24 protein-coding genes and 1 pseudogene are annotated in these 24,553 nt (G+C 71.8%); 19 read left to right on the top strand and 6 right to left on the bottom strand.

Annotated elements, in window-relative coordinates; genetic code table 11:
- The first annotated feature begins 40 nt into the window (after positions 1-40).
- From lepB to SCAB_RS12310, 8 genes are all read left to right on the top strand, one after another.
- Complete coding sequence (gene lepB, locus SCAB_RS12345; RefSeq protein WP_013000403.1) at positions 41-787, top strand: signal peptidase I; 747 nt, start codon at positions 41-43, stop codon at positions 785-787.
- On the top strand, positions 777-1,292 hold the full coding sequence (locus SCAB_RS12340; protein ID WP_013000402.1) for an NUDIX hydrolase: 516 nt from the start codon (positions 777-779) through the stop codon (positions 1,290-1,292). Before lepB ends, SCAB_RS12340 begins: the two co-directional genes overlap by 11 nt.
- Positions 1,293-1,348: 56 nt before the next feature.
- A complete protein-coding gene (locus SCAB_RS12335) occupies positions 1,349-1,657 on the top strand; it encodes a DUF2469 domain-containing protein (RefSeq protein ID WP_005311352.1) in 309 nt (102 codons plus the stop codon).
- 161 nt (positions 1,658-1,818) lie between these two features.
- Positions 1,819-2,184 carry a YraN family protein gene (locus SCAB_RS12330; protein WP_013000400.1) on the top strand — a complete coding sequence of 122 codons (366 nt, stop codon included), beginning with the start codon at positions 1,819-1,821 and terminating at the stop codon, positions 2,182-2,184.
- On the top strand, positions 2,184-3,806 hold the full coding sequence (locus SCAB_RS12325; protein WP_041669120.1) for a YifB family Mg chelatase-like AAA ATPase: 1,623 nt from the start codon (positions 2,184-2,186) through the stop codon (positions 3,804-3,806). The genes SCAB_RS12330 and SCAB_RS12325 overlap by 1 nt, the downstream gene beginning before the upstream one ends.
- A 34-nt stretch (positions 3,807-3,840) precedes the next feature.
- Positions 3,841-4,998: a DNA-processing protein DprA gene (gene dprA, locus SCAB_RS12320; RefSeq protein WP_041669117.1), complete on the top strand. Its 1,158-nt coding sequence runs from the start codon at positions 3,841-3,843 to the stop codon at positions 4,996-4,998.
- 273 nt (positions 4,999-5,271) lie between these two features.
- Complete coding sequence (whiG, locus tag SCAB_RS12315; protein ID WP_037724696.1) at positions 5,272-6,108, top strand: RNA polymerase sigma factor WhiG; 837 nt, start codon at positions 5,272-5,274, stop codon at positions 6,106-6,108.
- Positions 6,109-6,196: 88 nt separating this feature from the next.
- A complete protein-coding gene (locus SCAB_RS12310; protein WP_041669114.1) occupies positions 6,197-6,754 on the top strand; it encodes a TetR/AcrR family transcriptional regulator in 558 nt (185 codons plus the stop codon).
- Positions 6,755-6,993: 239 nt separating this feature from the next.
- Here the strand turns inward: SCAB_RS12310 and SCAB_RS12305 are convergent, their stop codons facing one another.
- Positions 6,994-7,668: a murein hydrolase activator EnvC family protein gene (locus SCAB_RS12305; protein WP_013000395.1), complete on the bottom strand. Its 675-nt coding sequence runs from the start codon at positions 7,666-7,668 to the stop codon at positions 6,994-6,996.
- A 273-nt stretch (positions 7,669-7,941) separates the two neighbouring features.
- On the opposite strand from SCAB_RS12305, the gene rpsB reads away from it, so the two are divergent.
- The 11 genes from rpsB to SCAB_RS12250 all read left to right on the top strand — a co-directional run bounded on the left by rpsB (position 7,942) and on the right by SCAB_RS12250 (position 19,068).
- Entirely contained in the window at positions 7,942-8,868 is a 927-nt protein-coding gene (gene rpsB / locus SCAB_RS12300; protein ID WP_013000394.1) for a 30S ribosomal protein S2, read from the top strand.
- A gap of 159 nt (positions 8,869-9,027) precedes the next feature.
- Positions 9,028-9,864, top strand: a complete 837-nt coding sequence (gene tsf, locus SCAB_RS12295) for a translation elongation factor Ts (RefSeq protein WP_013000393.1) — start codon at positions 9,028-9,030, stop codon at positions 9,862-9,864.
- Between the two features lie 195 nt (positions 9,865-10,059).
- Positions 10,060-10,821 (top strand): UMP kinase, encoded by a 762-nt coding sequence (gene pyrH, locus SCAB_RS12290; RefSeq protein WP_013000392.1) that lies wholly within the window; start codon positions 10,060-10,062, stop codon positions 10,819-10,821.
- A 155-nt stretch (positions 10,822-10,976) separates the two neighbouring features.
- Positions 10,977-11,534 (top strand): ribosome recycling factor, encoded by a 558-nt coding sequence (frr, locus tag SCAB_RS12285; RefSeq protein ID WP_037696051.1) that lies wholly within the window; start codon positions 10,977-10,979, stop codon positions 11,532-11,534.
- A complete protein-coding gene (locus tag SCAB_RS12280; protein WP_086022858.1) occupies positions 11,534-12,661 on the top strand; it encodes a phosphatidate cytidylyltransferase in 1,128 nt (375 codons plus the stop codon). The genes frr and SCAB_RS12280 overlap by 1 nt, the downstream gene beginning before the upstream one ends.
- A gap of 196 nt (positions 12,662-12,857) precedes the next feature.
- Positions 12,858-13,301, top strand: coding sequence for a hypothetical protein (locus SCAB_RS12275; RefSeq protein ID WP_037724687.1), 444 nt, complete (start codon positions 12,858-12,860; stop codon positions 13,299-13,301).
- A 2-nt stretch (positions 13,302-13,303) separates the two neighbouring features.
- A complete protein-coding gene (locus SCAB_RS12270; protein WP_013000388.1) occupies positions 13,304-13,744 on the top strand; it encodes a hypothetical protein in 441 nt (146 codons plus the stop codon).
- Positions 13,745-13,871: 127 nt separating this feature from the next.
- On the top strand, positions 13,872-14,978 hold the full coding sequence (gene rlmN / locus SCAB_RS12265) for a 23S rRNA (adenine(2503)-C(2))-methyltransferase RlmN (protein WP_013000387.1): 1,107 nt from the start codon (positions 13,872-13,874) through the stop codon (positions 14,976-14,978).
- Between the two features lie 279 nt (positions 14,979-15,257).
- Positions 15,258-16,340: a thiamine ABC transporter substrate-binding protein gene (locus tag SCAB_RS12260; RefSeq protein WP_013000386.1), complete on the top strand. Its 1,083-nt coding sequence runs from the start codon at positions 15,258-15,260 to the stop codon at positions 16,338-16,340.
- Complete coding sequence (locus SCAB_RS12255; RefSeq protein ID WP_374195340.1) at positions 16,316-18,034, top strand: ABC transporter permease; 1,719 nt, start codon at positions 16,316-16,318, stop codon at positions 18,032-18,034. The genes SCAB_RS12260 and SCAB_RS12255 overlap by 25 nt, the downstream gene beginning before the upstream one ends.
- On the top strand, positions 18,034-19,068 hold the full coding sequence (locus SCAB_RS12250; RefSeq protein ID WP_013000384.1) for an ABC transporter ATP-binding protein: 1,035 nt from the start codon (positions 18,034-18,036) through the stop codon (positions 19,066-19,068). Before SCAB_RS12255 ends, SCAB_RS12250 begins: the two co-directional genes overlap by 1 nt.
- 87 nt (positions 19,069-19,155) lie before the next feature.
- On the opposite strand, the gene SCAB_RS12245 is transcribed toward SCAB_RS12250, so the two are convergent.
- The 5 genes and pseudogenes from SCAB_RS12245 to SCAB_RS12225 all read right to left on the bottom strand — a co-directional run.
- Positions 19,156-19,920, bottom strand: a complete 765-nt coding sequence (locus tag SCAB_RS12245; RefSeq protein ID WP_013000383.1) for an LAETG motif-containing sortase-dependent surface protein — start codon at positions 19,918-19,920, stop codon at positions 19,156-19,158.
- 197 nt (positions 19,921-20,117) lie between these two features.
- A complete protein-coding gene (locus tag SCAB_RS12240; RefSeq protein WP_013000382.1) occupies positions 20,118-21,242 on the bottom strand; it encodes an LOG family protein in 1,125 nt (374 codons plus the stop codon).
- A gap of 74 nt (positions 21,243-21,316) precedes the next feature.
- Positions 21,317-21,724: a VOC family protein gene (locus tag SCAB_RS12235; protein ID WP_013000381.1), complete on the bottom strand. Its 408-nt coding sequence runs from the start codon at positions 21,722-21,724 to the stop codon at positions 21,317-21,319.
- A 98-nt stretch (positions 21,725-21,822) separates the two neighbouring features.
- Positions 21,823-23,109: a hypothetical protein gene (locus SCAB_RS12230; protein ID WP_013000380.1), complete on the bottom strand. Its 1,287-nt coding sequence runs from the start codon at positions 23,107-23,109 to the stop codon at positions 21,823-21,825.
- 683 nt (positions 23,110-23,792) lie between these two features.
- Positions 23,793-24,503: pseudogene (locus tag SCAB_RS12225) on the bottom strand (ABC transporter ATP-binding protein); the annotation flags it as partial.
- Between the last annotated feature and the right edge of the window lie 50 nt (positions 24,504-24,553).

The raw sequence follows: 24,553 nt of genomic DNA, 5'->3' as shown, positions 1-24,553 counted from the left end.
GGGGCCCGGACGGTCGATTCTCCGACCTGGGAGCACTGGGATGAGCGGGACGGCACATCGTACGGACGAGGGCCACGGACGGCTCGGCAGCAAGCTGTCGGGACTGGCCGTGGCCCTCGGCTGTGTGCTCTTCATGGGCGGCTTCGTCTGGGGAGCGATCCTCTACGCGCCCTACACCGTGCCCACCGACTCCATGTCCCCCACCATCACCTCCGGGGACCGGATCCTCGCCGAGCGGGTCGACGGTGCCGAGATCAAGCGCGGTGACGTGGTCGTCTTCCGGCAGGAGACCTGGGGCAACACCCCCATGGTAAAGCGGGTCGTCGCGGTCGGCGGGGACACGGTCGCCTGCTGCACCGAGGGCAGGCTGACCGTCAACGGCAAGAAGATCGACGAGGGCTATCTGCCTCCGGGCGAGGACGCCGAGCTGACCGGCATCCCCGAGATCACCGTTCCCAAGGGCCGGCTGTTCCTCCTCGGCGACGAGCGCAGCGGCTCGCTGGACTCCACCGCCCACCTCACGGAGGCCGGCAACGGCACTGTGCCGCGCACTCATGTGGACGCGCGCGTGGACGCCGTCGTGTGGCCCATGGACGGCATGCTGGCCCGCCCCACGGGCTTCGAGAAGCTCGGCGCGCTCTCGTCTCCCGGCCCCCTGCGGCTGATCACCGCCGCGCTGGTGGTGGGCATGGTGCTGGTCCTGGGCGGCGGGGCCTACGGGCCCATCGCCAAGCGGCTCGGCGGCCGCCGCCGCGGGGCGCAGTCGGAGCCGGCCGTTGTCGGCTGAGGACACCTACGAGGGCGGGCTGCGCCGGGTGGCCCGGGTGATCCTGCTGGACCCCGCCGAGCGCATCCTGCTGCTGCACGGGCACGAGCCGGACGATCCGGCCGACGACTGGTGGTTCACGCCCGGCGGCGGCGTGGAGGGCACGGAGACCCGCGAGGAGGCCGCCCTGCGGGAACTCGTGGAGGAGACCGGGATCACGGACGTGGAGCTGGGACCCGTGCTCTGGCGGCGCCGGTGCTCCTTCCCCTTCGCCGGACGGCGCTGGGACCAGGACGAGTGGTACTACCTGGCCAGGACCACCGATACCCGCCCCGTGGTGCCCCTCGACGCGGGCCTCACGGAGCTGGAACGACGCAGTGTCGCGGGAGCGCGCTGGTGGACGTGCGGGGAACTGGCCCGGGCGCATGAGACGGTGTACCCGACCAGACTCGCCGAACTGCTTCGCACACTGCTCGACGAGGGTCCCCCGGCCAGACCCGTGGTCCTCGACACCGAAATCGTCTAGGGGCTCGCGGGACTGGCGCACAATGGTGGGATCGCACGGCTGAAGGGGAACATGCCATGAGCGCCGAGGACCTCGAGAAGTACGAGACCGAGATGGAGCTGAAGCTCTACCGGGAGTACCGCGATGTCGTCGGTCTGTTCAAATACGTGATCGAGACCGAGCGGCGTTTCTACCTGACCAACGACTACGAGATGCAGGTGCACTCGGTCCAGGGTGAGGTGTTCTTCGAGGTGTCGATGGCGGACGCCTGGGTGTGGGACATGTACCGGCCGGCCCGGTTCGTGAAGCAGGTGCGCGTGCTCACGTTCAAGGACGTGAACATCGAGGAGCTGAACAAGAGCGATCTGGAGCTGCCGGGCAGCTGAGTGCTCAGCTGACGGGTGCGCGCGGCGCGATGTGAAGGGCGACGGGGGCCGGGGGTGTCAATCGTGTGGGTGACGGAGTTATCCACAATCGGCCGCCTGTCCACCAAGATCAACTAGCGGGCTGAGCTGCCCTCACTGTTGGCGCCGGAGGTGGTGCCGACATGAACAGGGCACGAGGTGCACTCGGCAGGTACGGCGAGGAGCTGGCCGCGCGGCGGCTGGCCGAGGCCGGGATGACGGTCCTGGAGCGCAACTGGCGCTGCGGCAGGACCGGTGAGATCGACATCGTGGCCCGCGACGGGGACGCGCTGGTCGTCTGTGAGGTGAAGACCCGCAGGGCGGGCTCCTTCGAACATCCGATGGCGGCCGTCACGGCCACCAAGGCGCGGCGGCTGCGCGGCCTTGCCGAACGCTGGCTCCAGGAACACGGAGGGAGCCCACCGGGCGGCGTCCGCATCGACGTCGTCGGTGTCGTCCTCCCCGACCGCGGTGCCGCCGTCGTGGACCACGTGCGGGGGGTGGCCTGATGGGATTCGCCCGCACATGCTCCGTGGCCCTTGTGGGGGTCGAGGGCGTCGTCGTCGAGGTGCAGGCCGACCTGGAACCGGGCGTGGCAGCCTTCACCCTGGTGGGGCTGCCGGACAAGAGCCTCACGGAGAGCAGGGACCGGGTCAGGGCCGCGGTGGTCAACTCGGGTGCCGAGTGGCCGCAGAAGAAGCTGACGGTGGGACTCAGCCCCGCCTCGGTCCCGAAGGCCGGCAGCGGGTTCGACCTGGCCGTCGCCTGTGCGGTCCTCGGCGCCTCCGAGCGGATCGACCCGAAGGTGCTCTCCGACATCGTGATGATCGGAGAACTGGGACTCGACGGCCGGGTCCGGCCGGTCCGGGGCATCCTGCCCGCCGTGCTGGCCGCCGCCCAGGCCGGATACGAGCAGGTGGTGGTACCGGAGTGCGCCGCCCCGGAAGCCTCGCTCGTGCCCGGCGTCTCGGTCCTGGGCGTGCGCACCCTGCGGCAGCTGATCGCCGTGCTGGCGGACGAACCGGTGCCGGACGAGGAACCCGACGAGGGCCGGCCGGACCCCCTCCTGGCGGGCCTCCGGCTGCCCGGCGCGGGGGCCGCCACCGGGATGCACACGACGGGAGCGGCGCAGCAGGACCTGGGCCACGACCTCGCCGACGTCGTCGGCCAGCTCGCCGCGCGGACCGCCGTGGAGGTGGCCGCTGCGGGCGGGCACCATCTCTTCCTGGAGGGCCCGCCGGGCGCGGGCAAGACGATGCTCGCCGAGCGCCTGCCGGCGATCCTTCCCGCGCTGACCAGGGCGGAGTCGCTGGAGGTCACGGCCGTCCACTCGATCGCCGGTCTGCTGCCCGTGGGGAAGCCGCTGGTGGACGTGGCACCCTACTGCGCCCCGCACCACTCGGCCACGATGCAGGCCCTCATGGGCGGCGGTCAGGGCGTCGCCCGGCCGGGTGCGGTCTCCCTGGCGCACCGCGGGGTCCTCTTCCTCGACGAGACCCCCGAGTTTGGCAGCCAGGCCCTGGACGCCCTGCGCCAGCCCCTGGAGGCGGGGCACGTGGTGATCGCGCGCAGTGCCGGAGTGGTCCGCTTCCCGGCGAAGTTCCTGATGGTGCTGGCCGCCAACCCCTGTCCCTGCGGTCGCTTCTCGCGGACGGACGACCTGTGCGAGTGTCCGCCCGCCGCGGTCCGCCGCTACCAGGCACGGCTCTCCGGTCCGCTGCTGGACCGGGTCGACCTGCGGGTCGAGATCGACCGGGTCACCCGGTCCGAACTGTCCCGGCGCGGGGCCCGGGGCGAGTCGACGGCGACCGTGGCCGATCGCGTGCGCAGGGCCAGGGAACGGACGGCCGCACGTCTGCTCGGGACGCCCTGGGGCACGAACAGCGAGGTACCGGGGCGCGAACTGCGCAGCCGGTGGCACGCGATGCCGGGCGCCATGGACGAGGCCGAGCGCTGCCTGGAGCGGGGGGTGCTGACCGCTCGGGGCCTGGACCGTGTGCTCCGTGTCGCCTGGACCGTCGCCGACCTCGTCGGCCACGACCGCCCGGACGCGACGGACGTCAACCTGGCCCTGCAACTGCGCACCGGAGTCCCGCGCGGCGTGCCGATGACGATCGGAGCGCTGGCATGAGGGCCGTGCACCGGGTCTCGTGGACGGGGGAGTCATGAGCGCCGACGCGTCGGACGCCGAGCGGCGGGACCGGGCCTTCCTGGCCCGTGTCCTCGAACCCGGGGACGAACTCGGTGGGCGGTGGCTGCGGGAGTTCGGCGCGGGTGAGGTGGCCCGCAGGATCTCGTCCGGCCGACGACCGCTGCCGGACGCCTCGGAGAAGCGGTGGGCGGGACTGTGCGGCCGCGCCGGCCGCGCCGACCCCGAGGGGGACCTGGCCACCGCGCGGGAGTGCGGAGTCCGGTTCCTCGTGCCCGGGGACGCCGAGTGGCCCGGCCCGCTCGACGACCTCGGGGACGGGCGGCCCGTGGGGCTCTGGGTGCGGGGCAGGGCGCATGTGCGGATGTGGGCGCTGCGGTCGGTGGCCGTCGTCGGGGCGCGAGCCTGCACGGAGTACGGGGCCCATATGGCGGCCGCACTGGGGGCCGGGCTGGCCGAACGCGGATGGGTGGTGGTGTCCGGCGGCGCGTACGGCGTGGACGGTGCCGCGCACCGGGGCGCGCTCGGGGCCGGCGGGGCGACGGTCGCCGTGCTGGCCTGCGGGGTGGACCGGCCCTACCCCAGGGGGCATGCGCAGTTGATCAGCCGGATCGCGGAACAGGGGCTGGTGGTGGGGGAGTTGCCGCCGGGGGCGCATCCGACGCCGAGCCGCTTCATCCTGCGCAACCGCGTCATCGCAGCTCTCACCAGGGGGACCGTGGTGGTGGAGGCTGCCTACCGCAGCGGCGCCCTGGTCACGGCGCGGGCGGCGCAGCGGTTGGGCCGGTTCGCGATGGGGGTGCCGGGCCCCGCGACCTCGGCCCTGTCGGCAGGAGTGCACGAACTGCTGCGCAGCGACGCGGTGCTCGTGTCCGACGCCGCCGAAGTCGTCGAGCTGGTCGGTGACATGGGAGAGCTCGCGCCCGACCGGCGGGGGCCCGTGCTCCCCCGAGACCTGCTGGAACCCGGCGCGCGGCAGGTGCTCGCCGCGCTGCCGGGGCGGGGGCCCGCGGCCGCCGACGAGATCGCCCGGGAGGCGGGCACGGCCCTGGACGACGCGGTCGGGAGACTGTACGAACTGCGCGCACTCGGATACGTCGAACGACACGGCGACGGCTGGAAGTTGACACGCCAGGCGATGATCTCGGTGTCACCGGATCGGGGGCGGAGTTGACGGAGCGGGTTCGGCCGTCCGGGGGAACGCCGAAAGCCTTGCGATTCCCGGCAGTTGACGGACCGCTCCGGTCACACAGCGCGATCGCCCGGGCTCGGCACACCGTCCAGCAAAACGTATCTGCGCACCGGTGATCAGCCGCCCTTCGCGCACTGCGACTCCCCAGTCACGCTACGCTCACGAGGATTCCCCCTCAGGACGGGCAATCTCGACATCGGACCGACAGCTCACCCAGACATCCCCAGTTCACGGCAGAACGGCACAAGGCGACGAATGCCCCAGCACACCTCCGGGTCTGACCGGGCGGCGGTACCCGCCGCCGCTCGCGGCACCGTGCGCCCGCCCGCCCCCTCGACACTCGACGAGCTGTGGCGGACGTACAAGACGAGCGGCGACGAGCGGCTGCGCGAGCAGTTGATCCTGCACTATTCGCCGCTGGTGAAGTACGTCGCGGGACGGGTGAGCGTCGGGCTGCCGGCCAACGTCGAGCAGGCCGACTTCGTCTCCTCGGGGGTCTTCGGGCTCATCGACGCGATCGAGAAGTTCGACATCGACCGGGAGATCAAGTTCGAGACGTACGCGATCACCCGGATCCGGGGCGCCATGATCGACGAGCTGCGTGCGCTGGACTGGATCCCCCGGTCGGTACGGCAGAAGGCGCGCAACGTCGAGCGGGCCTACGCCACGCTGGAGTCCCGGCTCAGACGCACCCCGAGCGAGGGGGAGGTCGCCGCCGAGATGGGGATCGCGGTCGACGAACTGCACGCGGTGTTCAGCCAGTTGTCGCTGGCCAACGTGGTGGCGCTGGAGGAGCTGCTGCATGCCGGGGGCGAGGGCGGTGACCGGCTGAGCCTGATGGACACGCTGGAGGACACCGCCGCGGACGACCCGGTCGAGGTCGCCGAGGACCGCGAGCTGCGCCGCTTCCTGGCACGGGCCATCAACACGCTGCCTGAGCGGGAGAAGACCGTCGTCACGCTGTACTACTACGAGGGCCTCACCCTCGCCGAGATCGGCAACGTACTGGGGGTCACCGAGAGCCGGGTGAGCCAGATCCACACGAAGTCGGTGCTGCAGCTGAGGGCGAAGCTGGCGAGTTTCGGCCGTTGAGCCGCCGGGCCGGGCCGGGGGCAGGCCCTCCCGTGGGGGGCGGTCCGTCCGTAGAGTGGTCGATGTGCCAAGGATTCGAGCGGCCTCCGTGGCCGAGCACCGGTCGATGCAGCGAGCCGCCCTGCTGGACGCGGCACGCAGCCTGCTGTCCGAGGGCGGCACGGAGGCGCTGACGTTCCCTGCGCTCGCCGAGCGCACGGGACTGGCGCGGTCCTCCGTGTACGAGTACTTCCGGTCACGGGCCGCCGTGGTCGAGGAACTGTGTGCGGCCGACTTTCCCGTCTGGGCGGCGGAGGTCGAGGCGGCGATGGCCCGTGCCGAGCGGCCCGAGGGCAAGGTCGAGGCGTACGTCCGCAAGCAGTTGGAGCTGGTCGGGGACCGGCGGCACCGCGCGGTCGTGGCGATCTCGGCGAGCGAGCTGGACGCCGGGGCGCGGGAGAAGATCCGGGCCGCGCACGGCGGGCTCGTTGCGATGATCGTGGAGGCGCTCGCGGCGCTCGGGCAGCAGGAGCCCCGGCTGGCCGCGATGCTGTTGCAGGGGGTCGTGGACGCGGCTGTGCGGCGTATCGAACTGGGGGCCGCCGAGGACCCCTCCGCGATCACCGAGGCGGCCGTGGGGATGGCTCTGCGGGGTGTGCGGGGCTGAACCCCGCGATGCGGCGCGCTCTCCGGCGCCCCCTGTGCGCAGGCCTGGGCGGCCGTGACCGCCGGGCAGCCGGGCGGGGTGCATCGCTTCCCGCAGCCGAGGGCGCTTAATGGCCCGCCGCCCCGCCGCCCCGCCGCCCCGCCGCCCCGCCGCCCCGCCGCCCCGCCGCCCCGCCGCCCCGTCGCCCCGTCGCCACCGATCGCGGGCCGCAGGCCGCGGGTGCAGGCTGCAGGGCGGCCCTACCGGGGTACCGGCAGGAGGCGGGACGGGCCCCGGTGCAGCAGCCACGGGGGCATCAGCGACAAGGGGTCCAAGTAGGTCTCGGCTCTGCGCAGGCCCCAGTGGAGGCAGGCCGTCGGGCAGTGGGAGGGAGCCGGTTCCAGGGTTCCGAGGAGGGCGCCCGCGCTCACCTCGGCGCCCTTCCTCACCGAGGCCCGGACCGGTTCGTAGGTCGTGCGCAGGGGCGGGTCGCCGGTGCCCGTCAGTTCGACCGTGACGACGCCCCGGCCCGCCACCCGCCCCGCGAAGGCGACCCGGCCCGCCGCCACCGTCCGTACCGGGGAGCCCGCCGGGGCGGACAGATCGACGCCTCGGTGGCCCCGCGCGTAGGGGGTGGGCGGCGGTTCCCAGGCCCGGACCACCGGGGGACGCAGGCCCACCGGCCAGGCGCGGCCGATCACGGGCACGGGCTCCCCGGGGACCGGCGGCGCCGGGGCGGCACGTGGCGACAGGGCGGCACGCGGCGCCGTCGTCCAGGCCGTGGCCAGGAGGGCCGTCGTCAGGCAGAGCAGCAGGGCGGGCCACACCCGCGTGGGCCCGCGGACCGACCGCGCCCGGCTCGTCTCGCAGCTCGAACTGTCGTTCGTCCTGCCGCTCATCCTGCCGTTCGTCTCGTGCGTCATCTCGTCGGACATGGAGGAAGCGTCCCGTGCGACGGGCGATCATGGCCGGGATCTGTGGACCACCGGCCGGTTGTGGATATCGGCGTCACCCGGGGCCTCGCGGGTCCCGTACACTTCTGGTGGCGATCCGGGTCACCGGGTCGACTTCGCACGCCCCGGTACGAGGCCCGTCTGTGGTCCGTATCAGCGCCCCTCGGTCCTTCGTGGCAACGGCGCAACGCGGGCGTCAGGCGCGGGAGCCGTCCGGTTCCCGCGGCACAACCGAGCAAATCAAGGAGAACGGCCATGGCCGTCGTCACGATGCGGGAGCTGCTGGAGAGCGGCGTCCACTTCGGTCACCAGACCCGTCGCTGGAACCCGAAGATGAAGCGCTTCATCTTCACCGAGCGCAACGGCATCTACATCATCGACCTGCTCCAGTCGCTGTCGTACATCGACCGCGCCTACGAGTTCGTCAAGGAGACCGTCGCCCACGGCGGCACGGTCATGTTCGTCGGCACGAAGAAGCAGGCGCAGGAGGCGATCGCCGAGCAGGCGACCCGCGTCGGCATGCCCTACGTCAACCAGCGCTGGCTGGGCGGCATGCTCACCAACTTCTCGACCGTCTACAAGCGTCTGCAGCGCCTCAAGGAGCTCGAGCAGATCGACTTCGAGGACGTCGCCGCGTCGGGTCTCACCAAGAAGGAGCTTCTCGTGCTCTCGCGCGAGAAGGCCAAGCTGGAGAAGACCCTCGGTGGTATCCGCGAGATGCAGAAGGTGCCCAGCGCCGTCTGGATCGTGGACACCAAGAAGGAGCACATCGCGGTCGGCGAGGCCCGGAAGCTCAACATCCCGGTCGTCGCCATCCTCGACACCAACTGCGACCCCGACGAGGTCGACTACAAGATCCCCGGCAACGACGACGCGATCCGCTCCGTCACGCTGCTCACCCGTGTGATCGCCGACGCGGTCGCCGAGGGCCTCATCTCCCGCTCCCGTGTCGCCACCGAGGGCAAGGGCGACAAGGCCGCCGGCGAGCCGCTGGCCGCGTGGGAGCGCGACCTGCTCGAGGGCGAGAAGAAGGCCGACGAGGCTCCGACCGCCGAGGCTCCGGCTGCCGCCGAGGCCCCTGCCGAGGCTGAGGCTCCGGCCGAGACCGCCGCCGAGGCTCCCGCCGCCGAGGAGGCCCCGGCCGCCGCCGAGGCTCCGGCCGCGGACGCCGAGCAGGCCTGACCTTCACGGTCGTAGCGCTGCAGGGACGACGGCGGGTGGCGCCGAGCGCGCCACCCGCCGTTCACCCACAGCCCGTAGATCTTCGGCGGGCGCCCGCCCTACGAGCGGCGGCGGACGCCGACTTCGAGACTTCGAACTCCGAGAAGAGATTCACAGATCATGGCGAACTACACCGCCGCCGACGTCAAGAAGCTCCGTGAGCTCACCGGCGCCGGCATGATGGACTGCAAGAAGGCCCTGGACGAGGCCGAGGGCAGCGTCGACAAGGCCGTCGAGGCCCTGCGCATCAAGGGCCAGAAGGGCGTCGCCAAGCGCGAGGGCCGCTCCGCCGAGAACGGCGCCGTGGTCTCCCTCATCGCCGACGACAACACCTCCGGTGTCCTGGTCGAGCTGAAGTGCGAGACGGACTTCGTCGCCAAGGGCGAGAAGTTCCAGGCCGCCGCCTCCGCGATCGCCGAGCACGTCGCCAAGACCTCCCCGGCCGACCTGGAGACCCTGCTCGCCTCCGAGATCGAGGCCGGCAAGACCGTCCAGGCGTACGTCGACGAGGCCAACGCCAACCTCGGCGAGAAGATCGTCCTCGACCGCTTCGCGCAGTACGCCGACGGTTTCGTCTTCGCCTACATGCACCGCACCATGCCCGACCTGCCCCCGCAGATCGGTGTCCTGGTCGAGCTGGACAAGGCCGACGCCGCCGTCGCCAAGGGCGTCGCCCAGCACATCGCCGCCTTCGCGCCGAAGTACCTCTCCAAGGAGGACGTGCCGGCCGAGGTCGTCGAGTCCGAGCGCCGCGTCGCCGAGGAGACCACCCGCGCCGAGGGCAAGCCCGAGGCCGCCCTGCCGAAGATCGTCGAGGGTCGCCTCAACGGCTTCTTCAAGGACGCCACGCTGCTCGGCCAGCCGTACGCGCTGGACAACAAGAAGTCGGTCCAGAAGGTCCTGGACGAGGCCGGTGTCACCCTGAAGCGCTTCACGCGCATCAAGGTCGGCATCTGAGTCCGTTGCGCGACGGGCACCCGGCCCCGATAGGGTCGAGTGCAGTCGTTCGCGTACGCCGCCCCGTGCGCGCGTGACGCGATACGGACGACAGCAGATCTGACGAGGAGGCCATTGCCGAGCATGGGATGCGAACACCACCCCACCGGCAGTGGCCTTCTTCGTATGTGCGACACGTGAAGAGGCGAGATCTCCATGACCACCAAGCCCGAGAAGAGCGACGTACGCAAAGCGGACCGCGGACGGTTCATGCTGAAACTGTCCGGAGAGGCGTTCTCCGGGGGCGGTGGCCTCGGCGTCGACCCCGACGTGGTGCACGCGATCGCCCGTGAGATCGCGGCCGTCGTCCGTGACGGCGCGGAGATCGCGGTCGTCATCGGCGGCGGAAACTTCTTCCGCGGCGCCGAACTGCAGCAGCGCGGCATGGACCGGGCCCGCTCCGACTACATGGGCATGCTCGGCACGGTCATGAACTGCCTCGCCCTCCAGGACTTCCTGGAGAAGGAGGGCATCGACAGCCGCGTCCAGACCGCCATCACCATGGGCCAGGTCGCCGAGCCGTACATCCCGCTGCGCGCCGTGCGCCACCTGGAGAAGGGCCGTGTGGTGATCTTCGGCGCCGGTATGGGCATGCCCTACTTCTCCACCGACACCACCGCCGCCCAGCGCGCCCTGGAGATCGACGCCGAGGCGCTGCTGATGGGCAAGAACGGCGTGGACGGGGTCTACGACTCCGACCCCAAGACCAACCCGGACGCGGTCAAGTTCGACTCCCTCGGCTACGGCGAGGTCATCACCCGCGAACTGAAGGTCGCCGACGCCACCGCGATCACGCTCTGCCGCGACAACAAGCTCCCGATCCTCGTGTTCGAGCTTCTCAAGGAGGGCAATATCGCGCGGGCCGTCAAGGGTGAGAAGATCGGCACTCTCGTGGGTGATCAGGGAAGCCGGGCCTGACCGGGGCCTTCCCCTGCCCGGGGGACGGAGCCTGACCGGGGGATGGACAATGTCCTGCCGGTCGGGAACCGTGCAGGAACAAGACGCGACGCAGCCGGCCGCCGACCCGACCAAGTGCGGCTGCCGGGCCTACTCAAGACACGCAGGAGCAAGTGGTGATCGAAGAGACCCTCCTCGAGGCCGAGGAGAAGATGGAGAAGGCCGTCGTCGTCGCCAAGGACGACTTCGCCGCGATCCGCACCGGTCGTGCGCACCCGGCGATGTTCAACAAGATCGTGGCCGACTACTACGGTGCGCTGACGCCGATCAACCAGCTGGCCTCGTTCTCGGTGCCGGAGCCGCGCATGGCCGTGGTGACCCCGTTCGACAAGACCGCTCTGCGCAACATCGAGCAGGCGATCCGTGACTCGGACCTCGGCGTCAACCCGAGCAACGACGGCAACATCATCCGGGTGGTGTTCCCCGAGCTGACCGAGGAGCGCCGGCGCGACTACATCAAGGTCGCCAGGAGCAAGGCGGAGGACTCCAAGGTGTCCATCCGCGCGGTCCGCCGCAAGGCCAAGGACGCGATCGACAAGCTCGTCAAGGACGGCGAGGTCGGCGAGGACGAGGGCCGTCGTGCGGAGAAGGAGCTCGACGACACCACGGCGAAGTACGTCGCCCAGGTGGACGAGCTGCTCAAGCACAAGGAAGCGGAGCTCCTCGAGGTCTGATGAACGACTCTTCCTGGGGAGCGCCGCCACCAGCCGGGTACTGGGCGCCGACCGACCGGGGACCTGTCCAGGGGCATGCCCCGGCGGGTCCCCCGTACGATGCGGCCGAGAGCCGGCATCCGATGCAGACTCAGCCCATGCCCATCGTGCCCGACGTACCCGCGCAGGGCGGGAACCAGGACGACGACCGGGGGGCGGCTCGGCAGGTCGGCCCCCTGTTCCGTGACGAGACGCCGTCGGCGCACCCCTATGGGGAGGCGCCGCAGAAGCCGGAGCCCATGCCCGACGCCCCGCAGCCCGCCCCGCCGAAGAAGAGCGCGGGCCGAGACCTGGGCGCCGCCATAGGAGTCGGCGTCGGCCTCGGCGTGGTCATCGTCGCGTCGCTGTTCATCGTCAAGGCGGCCTTCGTCGGCGTGATAGCGGTCGCCGTCGTGGTGGGGCTGTGGGAGCTCACCTCACGCCTGCAGGAACGCAAGGGCATCAAGGCGCCCCTCGTCCCGCTCGCGGTCGGCGGGGCCGCCATGGTCGTCGCCGGGTACGTCCGCGGTCCCGAGGGCGCCTGGGTGGCCATGGCGCTCACCGCGCTGGCCGTCCTCGTCTGGCGGATGACGGAACCGCCGGAGAACTACCTCAAGGACGTCACGGCGGGGGTCTTCGCGGCCTTCTACGTGCCGTTCCTGGCCACGTTCGTCGCGCTGATGCTCACCGCCGACGACGGGGCGCAGCGGGTCATGGTGTTCCTGCTGCTGACCGTCGTCAGCGACACGGGCGCGTACGCCGTCGGCTGGCGCTTCGGCACGCACAAGCTGGCGCCGCGCATCAGCCCCGGCAAGACCCGCGAGGGGCTGCTCGGCGCGATCGCCTTCGCCATGGTGGCGGGCGCGCTGCTCATGGAGTTCGTCATCGACGGCGGAGCCTGGTGGCAGGGTCTGCTGCTCGGCCTCGCCGTCGCGGCCAGCGCCACGCTGGGCGACCTCGGCGAGTCCATGATCAAGCGGGACCTCGGCATCAAGGACATGGGCACGCTGCTGCCGGGCCACGGCGGCATCATGGACCGCCTGGACTCCCTCCTGCCGACGGCTCCGGTGGTCTGGCTGCTGCTGGTGCTGTTCGTGGGGTCCGGCTGACCCTGCCGTTCGCGATCTCGTACGTCGCCGATGTGAGTCGCCCGACGAGGCCCGCTGTCCGAGAGACAGCGGGCCTCGTCCGTGTCCGGACGCTTCTCGCCGCAGGTGACTGAAAATGCCCTCAAAGTTCTGGCCTGAGCATTGCAGGATGTGCGAGTCCCAAGATCAAGTGCAGCAACACAACGGGAGGGCACAGATGCGGACACGTATGCAGGCCAGGGCCGGAGCGTTCGCGGGAGCGCTGGCCGTGGTGGCCACCACGATGGTGGCCGGGGCGGGCCCGGCGGCCGCAGAGGACAGCTTCAGCTTCGGCTACGCCGACATCAGCGGTTCCAAGGACTACGTCATCACCGTCAACAACAACACGTGGCACGAGACCGCGGGGCACGGCATCTGGCGGGCCGACCCCAGCGGGGGCTCCACCGGTGACACCCTGATCGCCGACGACATCCTGCCGGACGGGTACGGCATCGAGGCCCACCTCAGCGACGGCCGCATCGCGACCACGCGCGGGCACAGCGCCAACTACTCCGACGAGACCTCCGGCAACCTCACCGAGAACACCACCTGGCAGATGTGGGTGTGCGTGGTGAAGGGCTCCTTCTCGAAGTGCTCCTCGAAGATCGGCGTCAAGGCCTGATCATGAGCACCTCTACGAAAGCGCGGCTCGGCGCGCTCGCCGCGTCGCTGGCCGTCGCGACCGCGACGGTGCTCGGCGGGGCGGGCACGGCGGCGGCCGCCGACAGCTTCAGCTTCGGCTACTCGACGAACTCCTCGGGTGACGCCGTCATCTCGGTCAGGAACAACAGCTGGGGTGAGTCGGCGGGGAACGCCACCTGGCAGAAGGACCCCCGCGGCGGTGAGCCGGGTGACGCCCTGGGCGCCTACGACGTCCTCGCGGACGGCTACGGCATCGAGGCCCACCTCAGCACCGGCCGCGTCGCGACCACACGCGGCCACGCCTCCCCCTACGCGGTGACCGTCACGGGCGACCTGCCCGAGGACACCGGGTACACGATGTGGGTGTGTGTGGTGAAGGGCGACTTCTCGAAGTGCTCGGAGAGGTACGCGGTCAGCTCCTGACCGCACCCTCGTGCCTGCGGCCCACCCCGGGCCGCAGGCACGCCTGCTGCCCGCAGCCGGGCGCCGCTCCGCGGACCGTACCCGGCGCGCCGGGTCACTCCTGTGGATCTGCGACACTGGGTGGGTTATGCCGAAGCCCGGAGAACTCACATTCGTCGCCCCCCGCGGAGCCAAGAAGCCGCCGCGGCATCTTGCCGATCTTTCGCCTGCCGAGCGGAAGGAGGCTGTCGCCGCGATCGGGGAGAAGCCGTTTCGCGCCAAGCAGCTCTCTCAGCACTACTTCGCGCGGTACGCGCACGACCCGGAGCAGTGGACCGACATCCCCGCGGGCGCGCGCGCGAAGCTGCGGGAGGCGCTGCTTCCCGAGCTGATGACGGTCGTGCGGCATCTGTCGACCGACCAGGACACCACGCGCAAGACGCTGTGGCGGCTGTTCGACGGGACGCTCGTCGAGTCGGTCCTGATGCGGTACCCGGACCGGGTGACGATGTGCATCAGCTCGCAGGCCGGGTGCGGGATGAACTGCCCGTTCTGCGCGACCGGACAGGCCGGGCTCGACCGGAATCTGTCCACCGCCGAGATCGTCCACCAGATCGTGGACGGGATGAGGGCGCTCAGGGACGGTGAGATCCCCGGCGGGCCCGCCCGGCTGTCCAACATCGTCTTCATGGGGATGGGCGAGCCGCTCGCCAACTACAACCGGGTCGTCGGCGCCATCCGCCGGCTCACCGATCCGGAGCCGGACGGGCTGGGGCTGTCGCAGCGCGGGATCACCGTGTCGACCGTGGGGCTGGTGCCCGCCATCCACCGGTTCGCCGACGAGGGGTTCAAGTGCCGGCTCGCCATCTCCCTGCACGCGCCGGACGACGAACTGCGCGACACCCTCGTCCCCGTGAACACGCGGTGGAAGGTGCGTGAGGTCCTCGACGCCGGGTGGGAGTACACGGCCAGGTCCGGACGCCGGCTGTCGATCGAGTACGCGCTGATCCGGGACATCAACGACCAGGCGTGGCGCGGTGACCGGCTGGGCCGGCTGCTCAAGGGCAAGCCGGTGCACGTGAACCTGATCCCGCTGAACCCCACTCCGGGGTCCAAGTGGACCGCCTCCCGGCCCGAGGACGAGAAGGCGTTCGTCGAGGCCATCGCCGGCCACGGGGTGCCGGTGACCGTCCGGGACACCCGGGGGCAGGAGATCGACGGTGCGTGCGGGCAGCTGGCGGCCACCGAGCGGTAGACCGGTGAGGGAGCCGGGGGCCAGGGCGGTTCGTGGCCACCGGCAGGAGTCGTGAACCGGCCACGGGGTAGTCTGACCACGTACACATCTTCATATTCCGACAGGGGAGCGCCACAGCGCTGAGAGTGCGGCAAGCGGGCCGCAGACCCTCTGAACCTCGCCCAGGTCATTCTGGGTAGGAAGTTCGGTCTTCACTCGAGCTGTTGCGCCCTGCCCGGGATCCGCCGTGGATCCCGGGCAGGGCCGCGTCTCTTCCTGGTCACTTCCAGGAGGACATCAGTGCACATCAGAACAGTTGTCGCCGCGGCCGTCGGCCTCGGGCTCGTCACGCTGTCCGCGTGCGGGTCGTCGTCCTCCGACGACGCCGGGTCGGGGGCCGGCTCCAAGACCGTCACGCTCGTCAGCCACGGCTCCTTCACCTACTCCAAGGACGTGCTGAAGGCGTTCGAGAAGGAGTCCGGCTACAAGGTCAAGGTCCTCAAGAGCGGGGACGCGGGCCAGGCCGTCAACCAGGCCATCCTGACCAAGGACAACCCGCAGGGCGACGTCTTCTTCGGCGTCGACAACACCCTGCTGTCCCGCGCGCTCGACAACGGCCTCTTCCAGCCGTACGAGGCCAAGGGGCTCGGCAAGGTCGGTGCCGAGTACCAGCTGGACAAGGCCGAGCACCGGGTCACGCCCATCGATACCGGTGACATCTGCGTCAACTACGACAAGGCGTACTTCAGCAAGAAGAAGATCGAGCCGCCGCAGACGTTCGACGACCTGATCAAGCCCCAGTACAAGAACCTCCTCGTCACCGAGAACGCCTCCACCTCCTCGCCGGGCCTCGGGTTCGTCCTCGGCACGGCCGCGAAGTACGGCGACGGGGGATGGGAGGGCTACTGGAAGAAGCTCAAGGCCAACGGCGTCAAGGTCGTGGACGGCTGGGAGCAGGCGTACTACCAGGAGTTCTCCGGGTCGACGGACGGCAGGAAGGCGGGGGGCGACCGGCCCCTCGTCGTGTCCTACGCCTCCTCGCCGCCCGCCGAGGTCATCTACGCCGAGCCGCGTCCCGAGACCGCGCCCACCGGGGTCGCCACCGGCACCTGCTTCCGGCAGACCGAGTTCGCGGGACTGCTGAGCAACGCGCGGAACGCCGAGGGCGGCAAGGCGCTCATCGACTTCCTGATCTCCAAGAGGTTCCAGGAGGACATGCCGCTCAACATGTTCGTGTACCCGGTCGTCGAGGGTGCCTCCGTGCCCGCGGAGTTCACCGAGTACGGACCGGCCGCGAAGGACCCGGAGACCATGGCGCCGGCGAAGATCGCCGAGAAGCGTGACGAGTGGGTCAAGTCATGGACCTCGCTCGTACTGAAGTAGGGAAGGAGCCTCCCGGGCCGGCGGCGGCCGAGCCCCGGCGGGAGGCGCGCAGGGGGAGCGCGAGGAGTGGGGGGAGCGCGGCGCGGCTCGGGCTGATGGCCCTGCCCGTCGCGTTCTTCGGGCTGTTCTTCGCCTACCCCGTCGCCGCGATCGTCGCCCGGGGGCTGAAGACCGGCGGCGGCTGGGACCTCGGGCGGATCGGGGAGGTGCTGGGGGACTCCGGGATCCGGCACGTGCTGTGGTTCACCACCTGGCAGGCGCTCGTCTCGACCGCGCTCACCCTGCTGATCGCGCTGCCCGGCGCGTATGTGTTCGCACGCTTCGACTTCCGGGGCAAGGACGTGCTGCGGGCGGTCGTGACCGTGCCGTTCGTGCTGCCGACCGTGGTCGTCGGCACGGCGTTCCTGGCCCTGGTCGGGCGGGGCGGGCTGCTCGACGAGCTGTGGGGCGTACGGCTGGACACCACGGTCTGGGCGATCCTGCTCGCGCACGTCTTCTTCAACTACGCGGTCGTCGTCAGGACCGTGGGCGGTCTGTGGTCGCAGCTGGACCCGCGGCAGGAGGAGGCCGCGCGGATGCTCGGAGCGTCCCCCCTGGCGGCCTGGCGCAGGGTGACGCTCCCGGCGCTCGGGCCCGCCGTGGCCGCCGCCGCGCTGATGGTCTTCCTCTTCACGTTCACCTCCTTCGGGGTCGTGCAGATCCTCGGCGGGCCGACCTTCTCGACGCTCGAAGTGGAGATCTACCGGCAGACCTCGGAGATCTTCGACCTGTCGGCGGCCGCCGTGCTGACCCTCGTGCAGTTCGTCGCCGTGGGGCTGATCCTCGCCGTGCACGCGTGGACCGTACGGCGGCGGGAGAGCGCGCTGCGGCTGGTCGACCCCTCGCTCACGGCCCGGCATCCGCGCGGAGCAGGGCAGTGGGCGCTGCTCGGCGGGGTGCTCGGCACCGTCGTCGTGCTGATCCTGCTGCCGCTGGGCGTGCTGGTGGCAAGGTCCCTCGACGCGCCCGGATTCGGCTACTACAAGGCCCTGACCAGGGACGACAGCGGGATCTTCCTGGTCGCTCCGATCGAGGCGATCGGCAACTCGCTCCAGTACGCGCTCGCCGCGACCGGAATCGCCCTGCTGGTCGGCGGCCTCGCCGCCGCCGCGCTCACCAGGCGGGCGGGCCGACTCGTCCGGGGCTTCGACGCGCTGCTCATGCTGCCGCTCGGGGTGTCCGCGGTGACCGTCGGCTTCGGATTCCTGATCGCGCTGGACGAGCCGCCGCTGGACCTGAGGTCGTCCTGGATCCTGGTGCCGCTGGCCCAGGCCCTGGTGGGCGTTCCGTTCGTCGTGCGGATCATGCTCCCCGTGCTGCGGGCGGTGGACGAACGGCTGCGGGAGGCGGCGGCCGTGCTCGGTGCCTCGCCGTGGCGGGTGTGGCGCGAGGTCGACCTGCCGATGGTGCGGCGGGCCCTGCTGATCGCGGCCGGGTTCGCCTTCGCCGTCTCGCTCGGGGAGTTCGGGGCGACCGTGTTCATCGCACGCGCCGACAATCCCACGCTCCCGGTCGCCGTGGCCCGGCTGCTCGGCCGCCCCGGTGACCTCAACTACGGCCAGGCGATGGCCCTTTCGACGATTCTGATGGTGGTGTGCGCGGTGGCCCTGCTGGTGCTGGAACGCCTGCGCACCGATCGCACGGGGGAGTTCTGATGCTGCTCGGGCTGGAGAAGACGACCGTACGGTTCGACGGGCGGCCCGTGCTCGACGCCGTCGATCTGGAGGTCGCCGAGCACGAGATCGTGTGCGTGCTCGGGCCCAGCGGCAGCGGCAAGTCGACGCTGCTGCGGGTGGTCGCCGGTCTCCAGCCGCTCGACGGCGGGCGGGTGCTGCTCGCCGGGAACGACCAGGCGGGCGTGCCCGCGCACAAGCGCGGTGTCGGTCTGATGTTCCAGGACCATCAGCTCTTCCCGCAACGGGACGTGGCCGGAAACGTCGCCTTCGGCCCCCGGATGCATGGTGCGGCCAAGGCCGAACGGGCGGAACGGGTAAGGGAGTTGCTGGAGCTGGTCGGACTGCCCGGAGCGGCCCGGCGGCCGGTCGGGGAGCTGTCCGGCGGCGAGCAGCAGCGCGTCGCGCTGGCCCGGGCCCTCGCCCCGCGCCCCCGGCTGCTGATGCTCGACGAGCCCCTCGGCCAGTTGGACCGGTCGTTGCGGGAACGGCTGGTCGTCGAACTGCGGGAGCTGTTTGCGGAGTTGGGGACGACCGTGCTGGCGGTCACCCATGACCAGGGTGAGGCGTTCGCGCTGGCCGACCGGGTCGTGGTGATGCGGGACGGGCGGATCGCCCAGTCCGGGACGCCGCTCGACGTGTGGCAGCGGCCGGTGGACGAGTTCGTGGCCCGTTTCCTCGGCTTCGACAACGTGGTGGAGGCCACCGTGACCGGGGCGGCCGCCGACACGGCATGGGGCAAGGTGCCGGTGCCGGAGGGATCGCCGCAGGGGGCGTGCGCGCTGCTCGTGAGGCCCGCGGGGGTGCGCCTGGTCGGCGCGGCCGACGGCTTGCCCTGCACGGTCGCCGCGCGCACCTTCCGGGGCACCCATGTCACCGTGCACCTCCAGCCCGAGGGCGCGCCGCGCCTGGAGGCGGCGTGCGCGCTGCGGGACGCGCCGGAGCCCGGGGCCCGGGTGGGCGTGGGCTTCGACGCGGCCGAGATCGTCGTGCTGGGGGCCGGCCCGACCGCGTAGCTGCGCGAGTTGAGGAGCCGCCCCGGACGAGCGTGTGGCCCGTGTCCCTCGCGGAGGGACACGGGCCACAGCCCCGACAAGCGGTGATCAGCGTGTGGAGGCCCCACGCCGCCGCATGCTGTAGTACACGGCCCCGGCGCCGAGGGCGACCAGGGCCGCCGCGGCACCGGCGATCGGGCCGGTGTTCGAGTCGGCCCCGGTCTCGGCGAGGTTGGCGCCGCCGCCGGTCTCGGTGAGGCTGGAGTCGCCCTCCGGGGAGGGGACGTTGTTGTCGTTCGAGCCGGCAGGGGTGATGCCCTCGGACGCGGACGGCGTGGGGGACGTCCTGGTCTCGGAGGGCTCGTCCTCGTCCCCGTTCCTGCCGTTGCCCTTGCCGTTGCCCTTGTTCTCGCCCTTGTCCTCCGCGGGCTTGCCCCGGTCCTTCGAGGCGGCCGGCGGGGTGTCCGCCCCGGCCCCGCAGGCCTTGGCGGGGGCGATCAGGTTCGGCTTGATGTCCGCGTCGACGTAGTTCTCCGCCGTGATGTGGATGCGGTACTCGGCCTTGGGCTCCCAGTTCTCCTCGAAGGTGATGGTGACACCGTCGGCGGTGGAGTCCTCGATCGTCCTGCTGCCCACCTGGCGCAGGTCGGCCCCGTTGTTCTCCAGATAGACGGTGACCTCGGCATCGACGCCCAGGGGGTCCACGTCGGTCACGCGGATGACGCCCTTGTCACCTTCGCACTCGGCGACGGCGGAGAAGTCCTTGATGCTGCAGGCCATGGCGTTGCCCGCGGCGCCGAACACCAGCGCGGCGGACGCGAAAGCAACACCGACATAGCGCGAAGTTCGCGCGGTACGGAGAGATATGGACACTTTTGCCCTTCACGGGAAGCACAGGGGAGTGGGGGTGACGGAGGGCCGCCGGAGGGGCGGCTTCCCCATGTGCCTCACAGGTTTATAAGCGCGCCGTAAGTACTGTCAATCCGAAGAACTGTTTGAGCGGCCGGCTTCGGCCGCGATGAAGCGCCGTACGTCCTCGCGCCACGCCCTCATGCCGTTCCCTCACACCGTCACGCGCCGAGACGCGCCAGCGCGTCCGGGGCCTCCTCGATCGTGTCCACCAACGCGATCCGGTCCTCCATCGAGCGCCCTCGGGCCAGTGACCGGAGCAACGGCCAGGCCGGCAGCCGCTCCGTCCAGTGGGCACGGTCGACGAGGACCATGGGGGTCGGTTCGCCGCGCGACTCGTAGTAGTTGGGGGTCGCGTTGTCGAAGACCTCCTGGACGGTTCCGGCTGCGCCGGGCAGGAAGACTATGCCGGCGGTGGAGCGGGCCAGGAGACCGTCCTCGCGGGTGGCGTTGGCGAAGTACTTGGCGATGTGCGACGCGAAGGGGTTCGGCGGCTCGTGGCCGTAGAACCAGGTGGGGATGCCGACGGAGGTGCCGCCCCTCGGCCAGTGGGCCCGTACCTCGAACGCGGCGCCCGCCCACGCGGTGACGGAGGGCGTGAACTTCGGTGCCTTCGCCAGGAGTCGCAGGGACTCGGCGAGCATCTCGTCGTCGTACGGGGCCGCGTAGGCGCCCAGGTTCGCGGCCTCCATCGCGCCCGGACCGCCGCCGGTGGCGACGGTGAGACCCGAGCGGGCCAGGGTGCGGCCGAGCCGGGCGGCGCCCTCGTACGCCTCCGTGCCGCGCGCCATCGCGTGGCCGCCCATCACACCCACCACCCGGGCGCCGGACAGGAGTTCGTCGAGGGCGTCCGAGACGGAGTCGTCGTGGACGGCGCGCAGCAGGGAGGCGTAGACGTCCCGGTCCGCCTTGGTGCGCTGGAACCAGGCGTACGCGAGCGCGTCGGGCGTGGCCTCGTAGCCGTCGTCCGCCAGGGACGCGAACAACTCGTCGGGGGAGTAGAGCAGGCCCCGGTACGGGTCGAACGGCAGGCCGGGGACGGGCGGGAAGACCAGGGCACCGTCGGTGCGGACCTTCGCCGCGGCCTCCTCGCGCATCGGGCAGCCTAGGAAGACGGCTCCGGCCGTGCCGGTGTGGAGCAGCTCGCGCGTACGGTCCGTCAGGTCGACGGCCTGGACGCGGAATCCGGAGAGGGTGCCACGTGCCGAGACGATCGCGTCGAACTCCTCGATCGTCTCGATCTCGTGGTCGTCGTGGTGGGCCGCGTGGGCGGGCATCGTCTGCACGCGCCCATGCTAGGCCGCCGCGCCGGGGCGGGCCGGGGCCTGTGGACAGTGTCCAGGACGGTGGCGAGGCGTGGTCAGCCCTGGACCGCGGCCGGGTCCATCCAGACGACCTCCCAGGTGTGGCCGTCGAGGTCGTCGAAGGCGCGGCCGTACATGAAGTCCATCTCCTGGACCTTCTCCGACGCGGTGCCGCCGGCGGCGACCGCCTTCTCGACCAGCTCGTCCACCTTCTCGCGGCTCTCGGCGCTCAGACAGAGCATCACCTCGCTGGTGCGGGTGGCGTCCGCGATCTCCTTCTTGGTGAAGGACGAGTAGAACGGCTTGGTGAGCAGCATCGCCACGATGGTGTCGCTGATCACGACCGAGGCCGCGTTCTCGTCGCTGAACTGGGGGTTGAGCGTGTACCCCAGCTCCGTGAAGAACTTCTTCGAGGCGTCGAGGTCGTTCACGGGGAGGTTGATGAAGATCATCTGCTGGTACATGGCTCGTTCTCTTCCGTCGGTGTCGGTCCGTTCGCAGGGGTAGACCGGGGACCCCCGCGGAATTCATCGGCGCGTGGGGACTTTTTTCGTACGAGTTTTCAGGCGGCCAGCGGGAGCGCGGCCAGCTGGGCGACCGTCCAGGTCAGGGGGCCGAACACGGTGAGCAGGGCCCCCGCGCGGAGCAGGGCCGCCTGCCGGGGCAGGGCGCTCGGCGCCCCCAGCCGGACCAGCGCGGCCGTGGTGTCCGCGCGCGCCCTGCGGGCCTCCACGGCGGCCGTCGCGAGGGTGAGCACGGCACAGCCGGCCACCACGAGCGCGCCCAGCGTGGTGAGCGGCCCGACCGCGGGGCGTACGCCGGAGGACAGCGTCACCATGGCGTACGCCCCGGATGCCACCGCGCACACCACTCCGAGCGGGCGCCCGATGCGGCGCGCCTCTTCCTGGAGCACGCGCCCGGACAGGAGGCGCAGTGCGCCGGGGCGGATCGACTGGAGGAGGCGCCCGGTGAGGTGGGTGAGCCCGGGCCCGGTGAGGACCAGCCCCACCGCGGTGAGCATCCAGCCCCCGAGCACACCGGCGGGGCTGTCCGCGAAGCCGCCGGGGAGGGAGAGTCCGGAGCCGTCGCCGGACCGCCCCGCGTACATCTCGACGGCGAGGCCGACGGCGAGCACGGTGATGCCCCAGGGGAGGCCGCCGGGGGCGGGGCGCGGGGCGGTCGGTTCGGCCGGTCGCCGGGGGGCCGTGGGCGCGTCCTCCGCGTCGCCGGGCTCCTCCTCGTACCGGGTTGCGCCCGCCGGGGAGGCGGCGCGCCGGCCGATGGCGAAGGTGTCGTACGCCATGAAACGCGTCCGGAGGCCGGTGGGGCGGGCGCCGGTGTACGCCGGGCGCAGGACGAGGGCGGTCGCGACGGAGGCGGCGGCCGGTACCAGGGCGAGGAGGGTGAGGGCCGCCGGGAGGGGCAGGGGGTGCCCGGCGGCGAGGACGTCGGCGGCGGCGCCGTCGAAGGGCATGCCGGTGAGGTCGCCGCGCAGGTGGAGGAAGAACAGCAGGGCGAGGAGCGAGCCGAGCACGGTGGACAGGGCCGTGGTGACCGCCGAGACGGCCATCAGCCGGCCCGGGCCGAGGCCGATCGCGGACAGCCCTGGGCGGGGCCGGGTGCCGGGGTCGGTGCGGGCCACCGTCACGGCGAAGTACACGGTCGCCGCGGCGGGTGCGAGGCACCAGGCCAGCCGCAGCACCGAACCGGCCTGGGCGTGCGGGTGGGTCATGGCGTGCCCGAGGGCGCAGAGCAGCAGGAATCCCGTGCCGCCGGCGGCCGCGGCGACCAGGAGCCGGCGGAGCTGGACGACGGGGTGGGCCCGGCGGGCTAGGCGGAGAGCGAGCACGCGGCCCGGCCTTCCCCGTCGGCCGCGGCCCGCTCCTTCGCGTCCGGGCCGCCTGGCGGGGCCCCTTCGGCCGAGGGCGCCGAGGGCCCGCCTGCCTGCTGGCCGACGGCTTCGCCCGTCTGTCGGGTGACGGCCTCGCTTCCCTGCCGGGCCGCCGTCTCGTCCGCTTGTCGTGCCCCGGCGTCGCCGGCCTGTCGGGTGGTGGCCTCGCCCGTCTGTCGGGTGACGGCCTCGCTTCCCTGCCGGGCCGCCGTCTCGTCCGCTTGTCGTGCCCCGGCGTCGCCGGCCTGTCGGGTGGTGGCCTCGCCCGTCTGTCGGGTGACGGCCTCGCTTCCCTGCCGGGCCGCCGTCTCGTCCGCTTGTCGTGCCCCGGCATCGTCGGCCCGTCGGGCGGTGGCTCCGCCCGCCTGTCGGGTCATGGCCTTGCCTCCTCGTCGGGCCGTCGTCTCGTCCGCCTGCGGGACCACAGCTTCACCTGCCTGTCCGGCCGCGGCCCCGCCTTCCTGCCGGGCCACGGCGCTACCTGCCTGCAGAGTTTCCGCCACCCCGACCTCCTGAGCATCGGCCTCACCCGCCACTTCGACGGCGGCCCGGTGGTCCCGTTCGACCGCCGGGGCCGGGGCCGGGGCCCGACCGGCGTCGGCATCGGGCCGGGGTGTCCGTCGGGCCGGTCGGCGGCGGCTGCCCTCGGCCTTCGGGGTCGGGGGCAGATGGACGGTGTTCACCCGGCGGCCGTCCAGCAGGGTCAGCGTGCGGTCCGCGAGGGCGGCCGTCCCGGGGTCGTGGGTGGCCAGGACGACCGTGATGTCGTGCGAGCGGGCGGCCGTGGTGAGGGTGCGCAGGACGTGACCGTGTTCGGCGCGGTGCAGCGCGGCGGTCGGCTCGTCGGCGAAGAGCACTGTGGGGCCGGAGACCAGGGCCCGGGCCACGACCACCCGCTGACGCTCGGACTGGAGGAGGGCGTGCGGCCGTTTGCGGGCCGCGTCGCGGATGTCGAGGCGCTCCAGCCACTCCAGGGCCGCGGCCTTGGCGGCCCGGCGGCCGGTGCCGCGCAGCATCAGCGGCAGGGCGGTGTTCTCCCAGGCGTTCAGCTCGGGGACCAGGACCGGCTCGGGGTCGATCCAGGCGAAGCGGTCCAGACGCAGCCGCTCCCGGGCGAGCGGACCCATGGTGTGCACGGGGACGCTGTTGAACCAGACCTCCCCGCGCTGCACCCGCAGCTGGCCGGACAGGCACCGCAGGAGCGTGGTCTTCCCGCTGCCGCGCGGGCCGGTGACGGCGAGGATCTCGCCCTCCCGGACACCCAGCGACACGCTGTGCAGGGCGGGCGAGCCGTCGTGCGCGTGGGTCAGACCGCGTGCCCAGAGCACGTCGTTGTCCGGCGGGGCCACCATGGGCGTACACCTCGGTTCGGATCAGGATTGCCGGGGGAGCCCCCCGTCCG

It is taken from the genome of Streptomyces scabiei 87.22, from assembly GCF_000091305.1.
Lineage (GTDB): Bacteria > Actinomycetota > Actinomycetes > Streptomycetales > Streptomycetaceae > Streptomyces > Streptomyces scabiei.
Note: the sequence above shows the minus strand (reverse complement) of the source record. Positions and strands in the feature narration are given on the sequence as shown.

Bases quoted from the DNA above. Each gene is read 5' to 3' on its own strand.
- SCAB_RS12335 (WP_005311352.1), top strand. From the start codon at position 1,349: ATGAGCGCCGAGGACCTCGAGAAGTACGAGACCGAGATGGAGCTGAAG.
- SCAB_RS12235 (WP_013000381.1), bottom strand. From the start codon at position 21,724: ATGTACCAGCAGATGATCTTCATCAACCTCCCCGTGAACGACCTCGAC.
- rlmN (WP_013000387.1), top strand. From the start codon at position 13,872: ATGCCGAAGCCCGGAGAACTCACATTCGTCGCCCCCCGCGGAGCCAAG.
- tsf (WP_013000393.1), top strand. From the start codon at position 9,028: ATGGCGAACTACACCGCCGCCGACGTCAAGAAGCTCCGTGAGCTCACC.
- lepB (WP_013000403.1), top strand. From the start codon at position 41: ATGAGCGGGACGGCACATCGTACGGACGAGGGCCACGGACGGCTCGGC.
- SCAB_RS12255 (WP_374195340.1), top strand. From the start codon at position 16,316: ATGGACCTCGCTCGTACTGAAGTAGGGAAGGAGCCTCCCGGGCCGGCG.
- SCAB_RS12270 (WP_013000388.1), top strand. From the start codon at position 13,304: ATGAGCACCTCTACGAAAGCGCGGCTCGGCGCGCTCGCCGCGTCGCTG.
- SCAB_RS12330 (WP_013000400.1), top strand. From the start codon at position 1,819: ATGAACAGGGCACGAGGTGCACTCGGCAGGTACGGCGAGGAGCTGGCC.
- SCAB_RS12250 (WP_013000384.1), top strand. From the start codon at position 18,034: ATGCTGCTCGGGCTGGAGAAGACGACCGTACGGTTCGACGGGCGGCCC.
- rpsB (WP_013000394.1), top strand. From the start codon at position 7,942: ATGGCCGTCGTCACGATGCGGGAGCTGCTGGAGAGCGGCGTCCACTTC.
- dprA (WP_041669117.1), top strand. From the start codon at position 3,841: ATGAGCGCCGACGCGTCGGACGCCGAGCGGCGGGACCGGGCCTTCCTG.
- SCAB_RS12325 (WP_041669120.1), top strand. From the start codon at position 2,184: ATGGGATTCGCCCGCACATGCTCCGTGGCCCTTGTGGGGGTCGAGGGC.
- SCAB_RS12275 (WP_037724687.1), top strand. From the start codon at position 12,858: ATGCGGACACGTATGCAGGCCAGGGCCGGAGCGTTCGCGGGAGCGCTG.
- SCAB_RS12280 (WP_086022858.1), top strand. From the start codon at position 11,534: ATGAACGACTCTTCCTGGGGAGCGCCGCCACCAGCCGGGTACTGGGCG.
- SCAB_RS12305 (WP_013000395.1), bottom strand. From the start codon at position 7,668: ATGTCCGACGAGATGACGCACGAGACGAACGGCAGGATGAGCGGCAGG.
- pyrH (WP_013000392.1), top strand. From the start codon at position 10,060: ATGACCACCAAGCCCGAGAAGAGCGACGTACGCAAAGCGGACCGCGGA.
- whiG (WP_037724696.1), top strand. From the start codon at position 5,272: ATGCCCCAGCACACCTCCGGGTCTGACCGGGCGGCGGTACCCGCCGCC.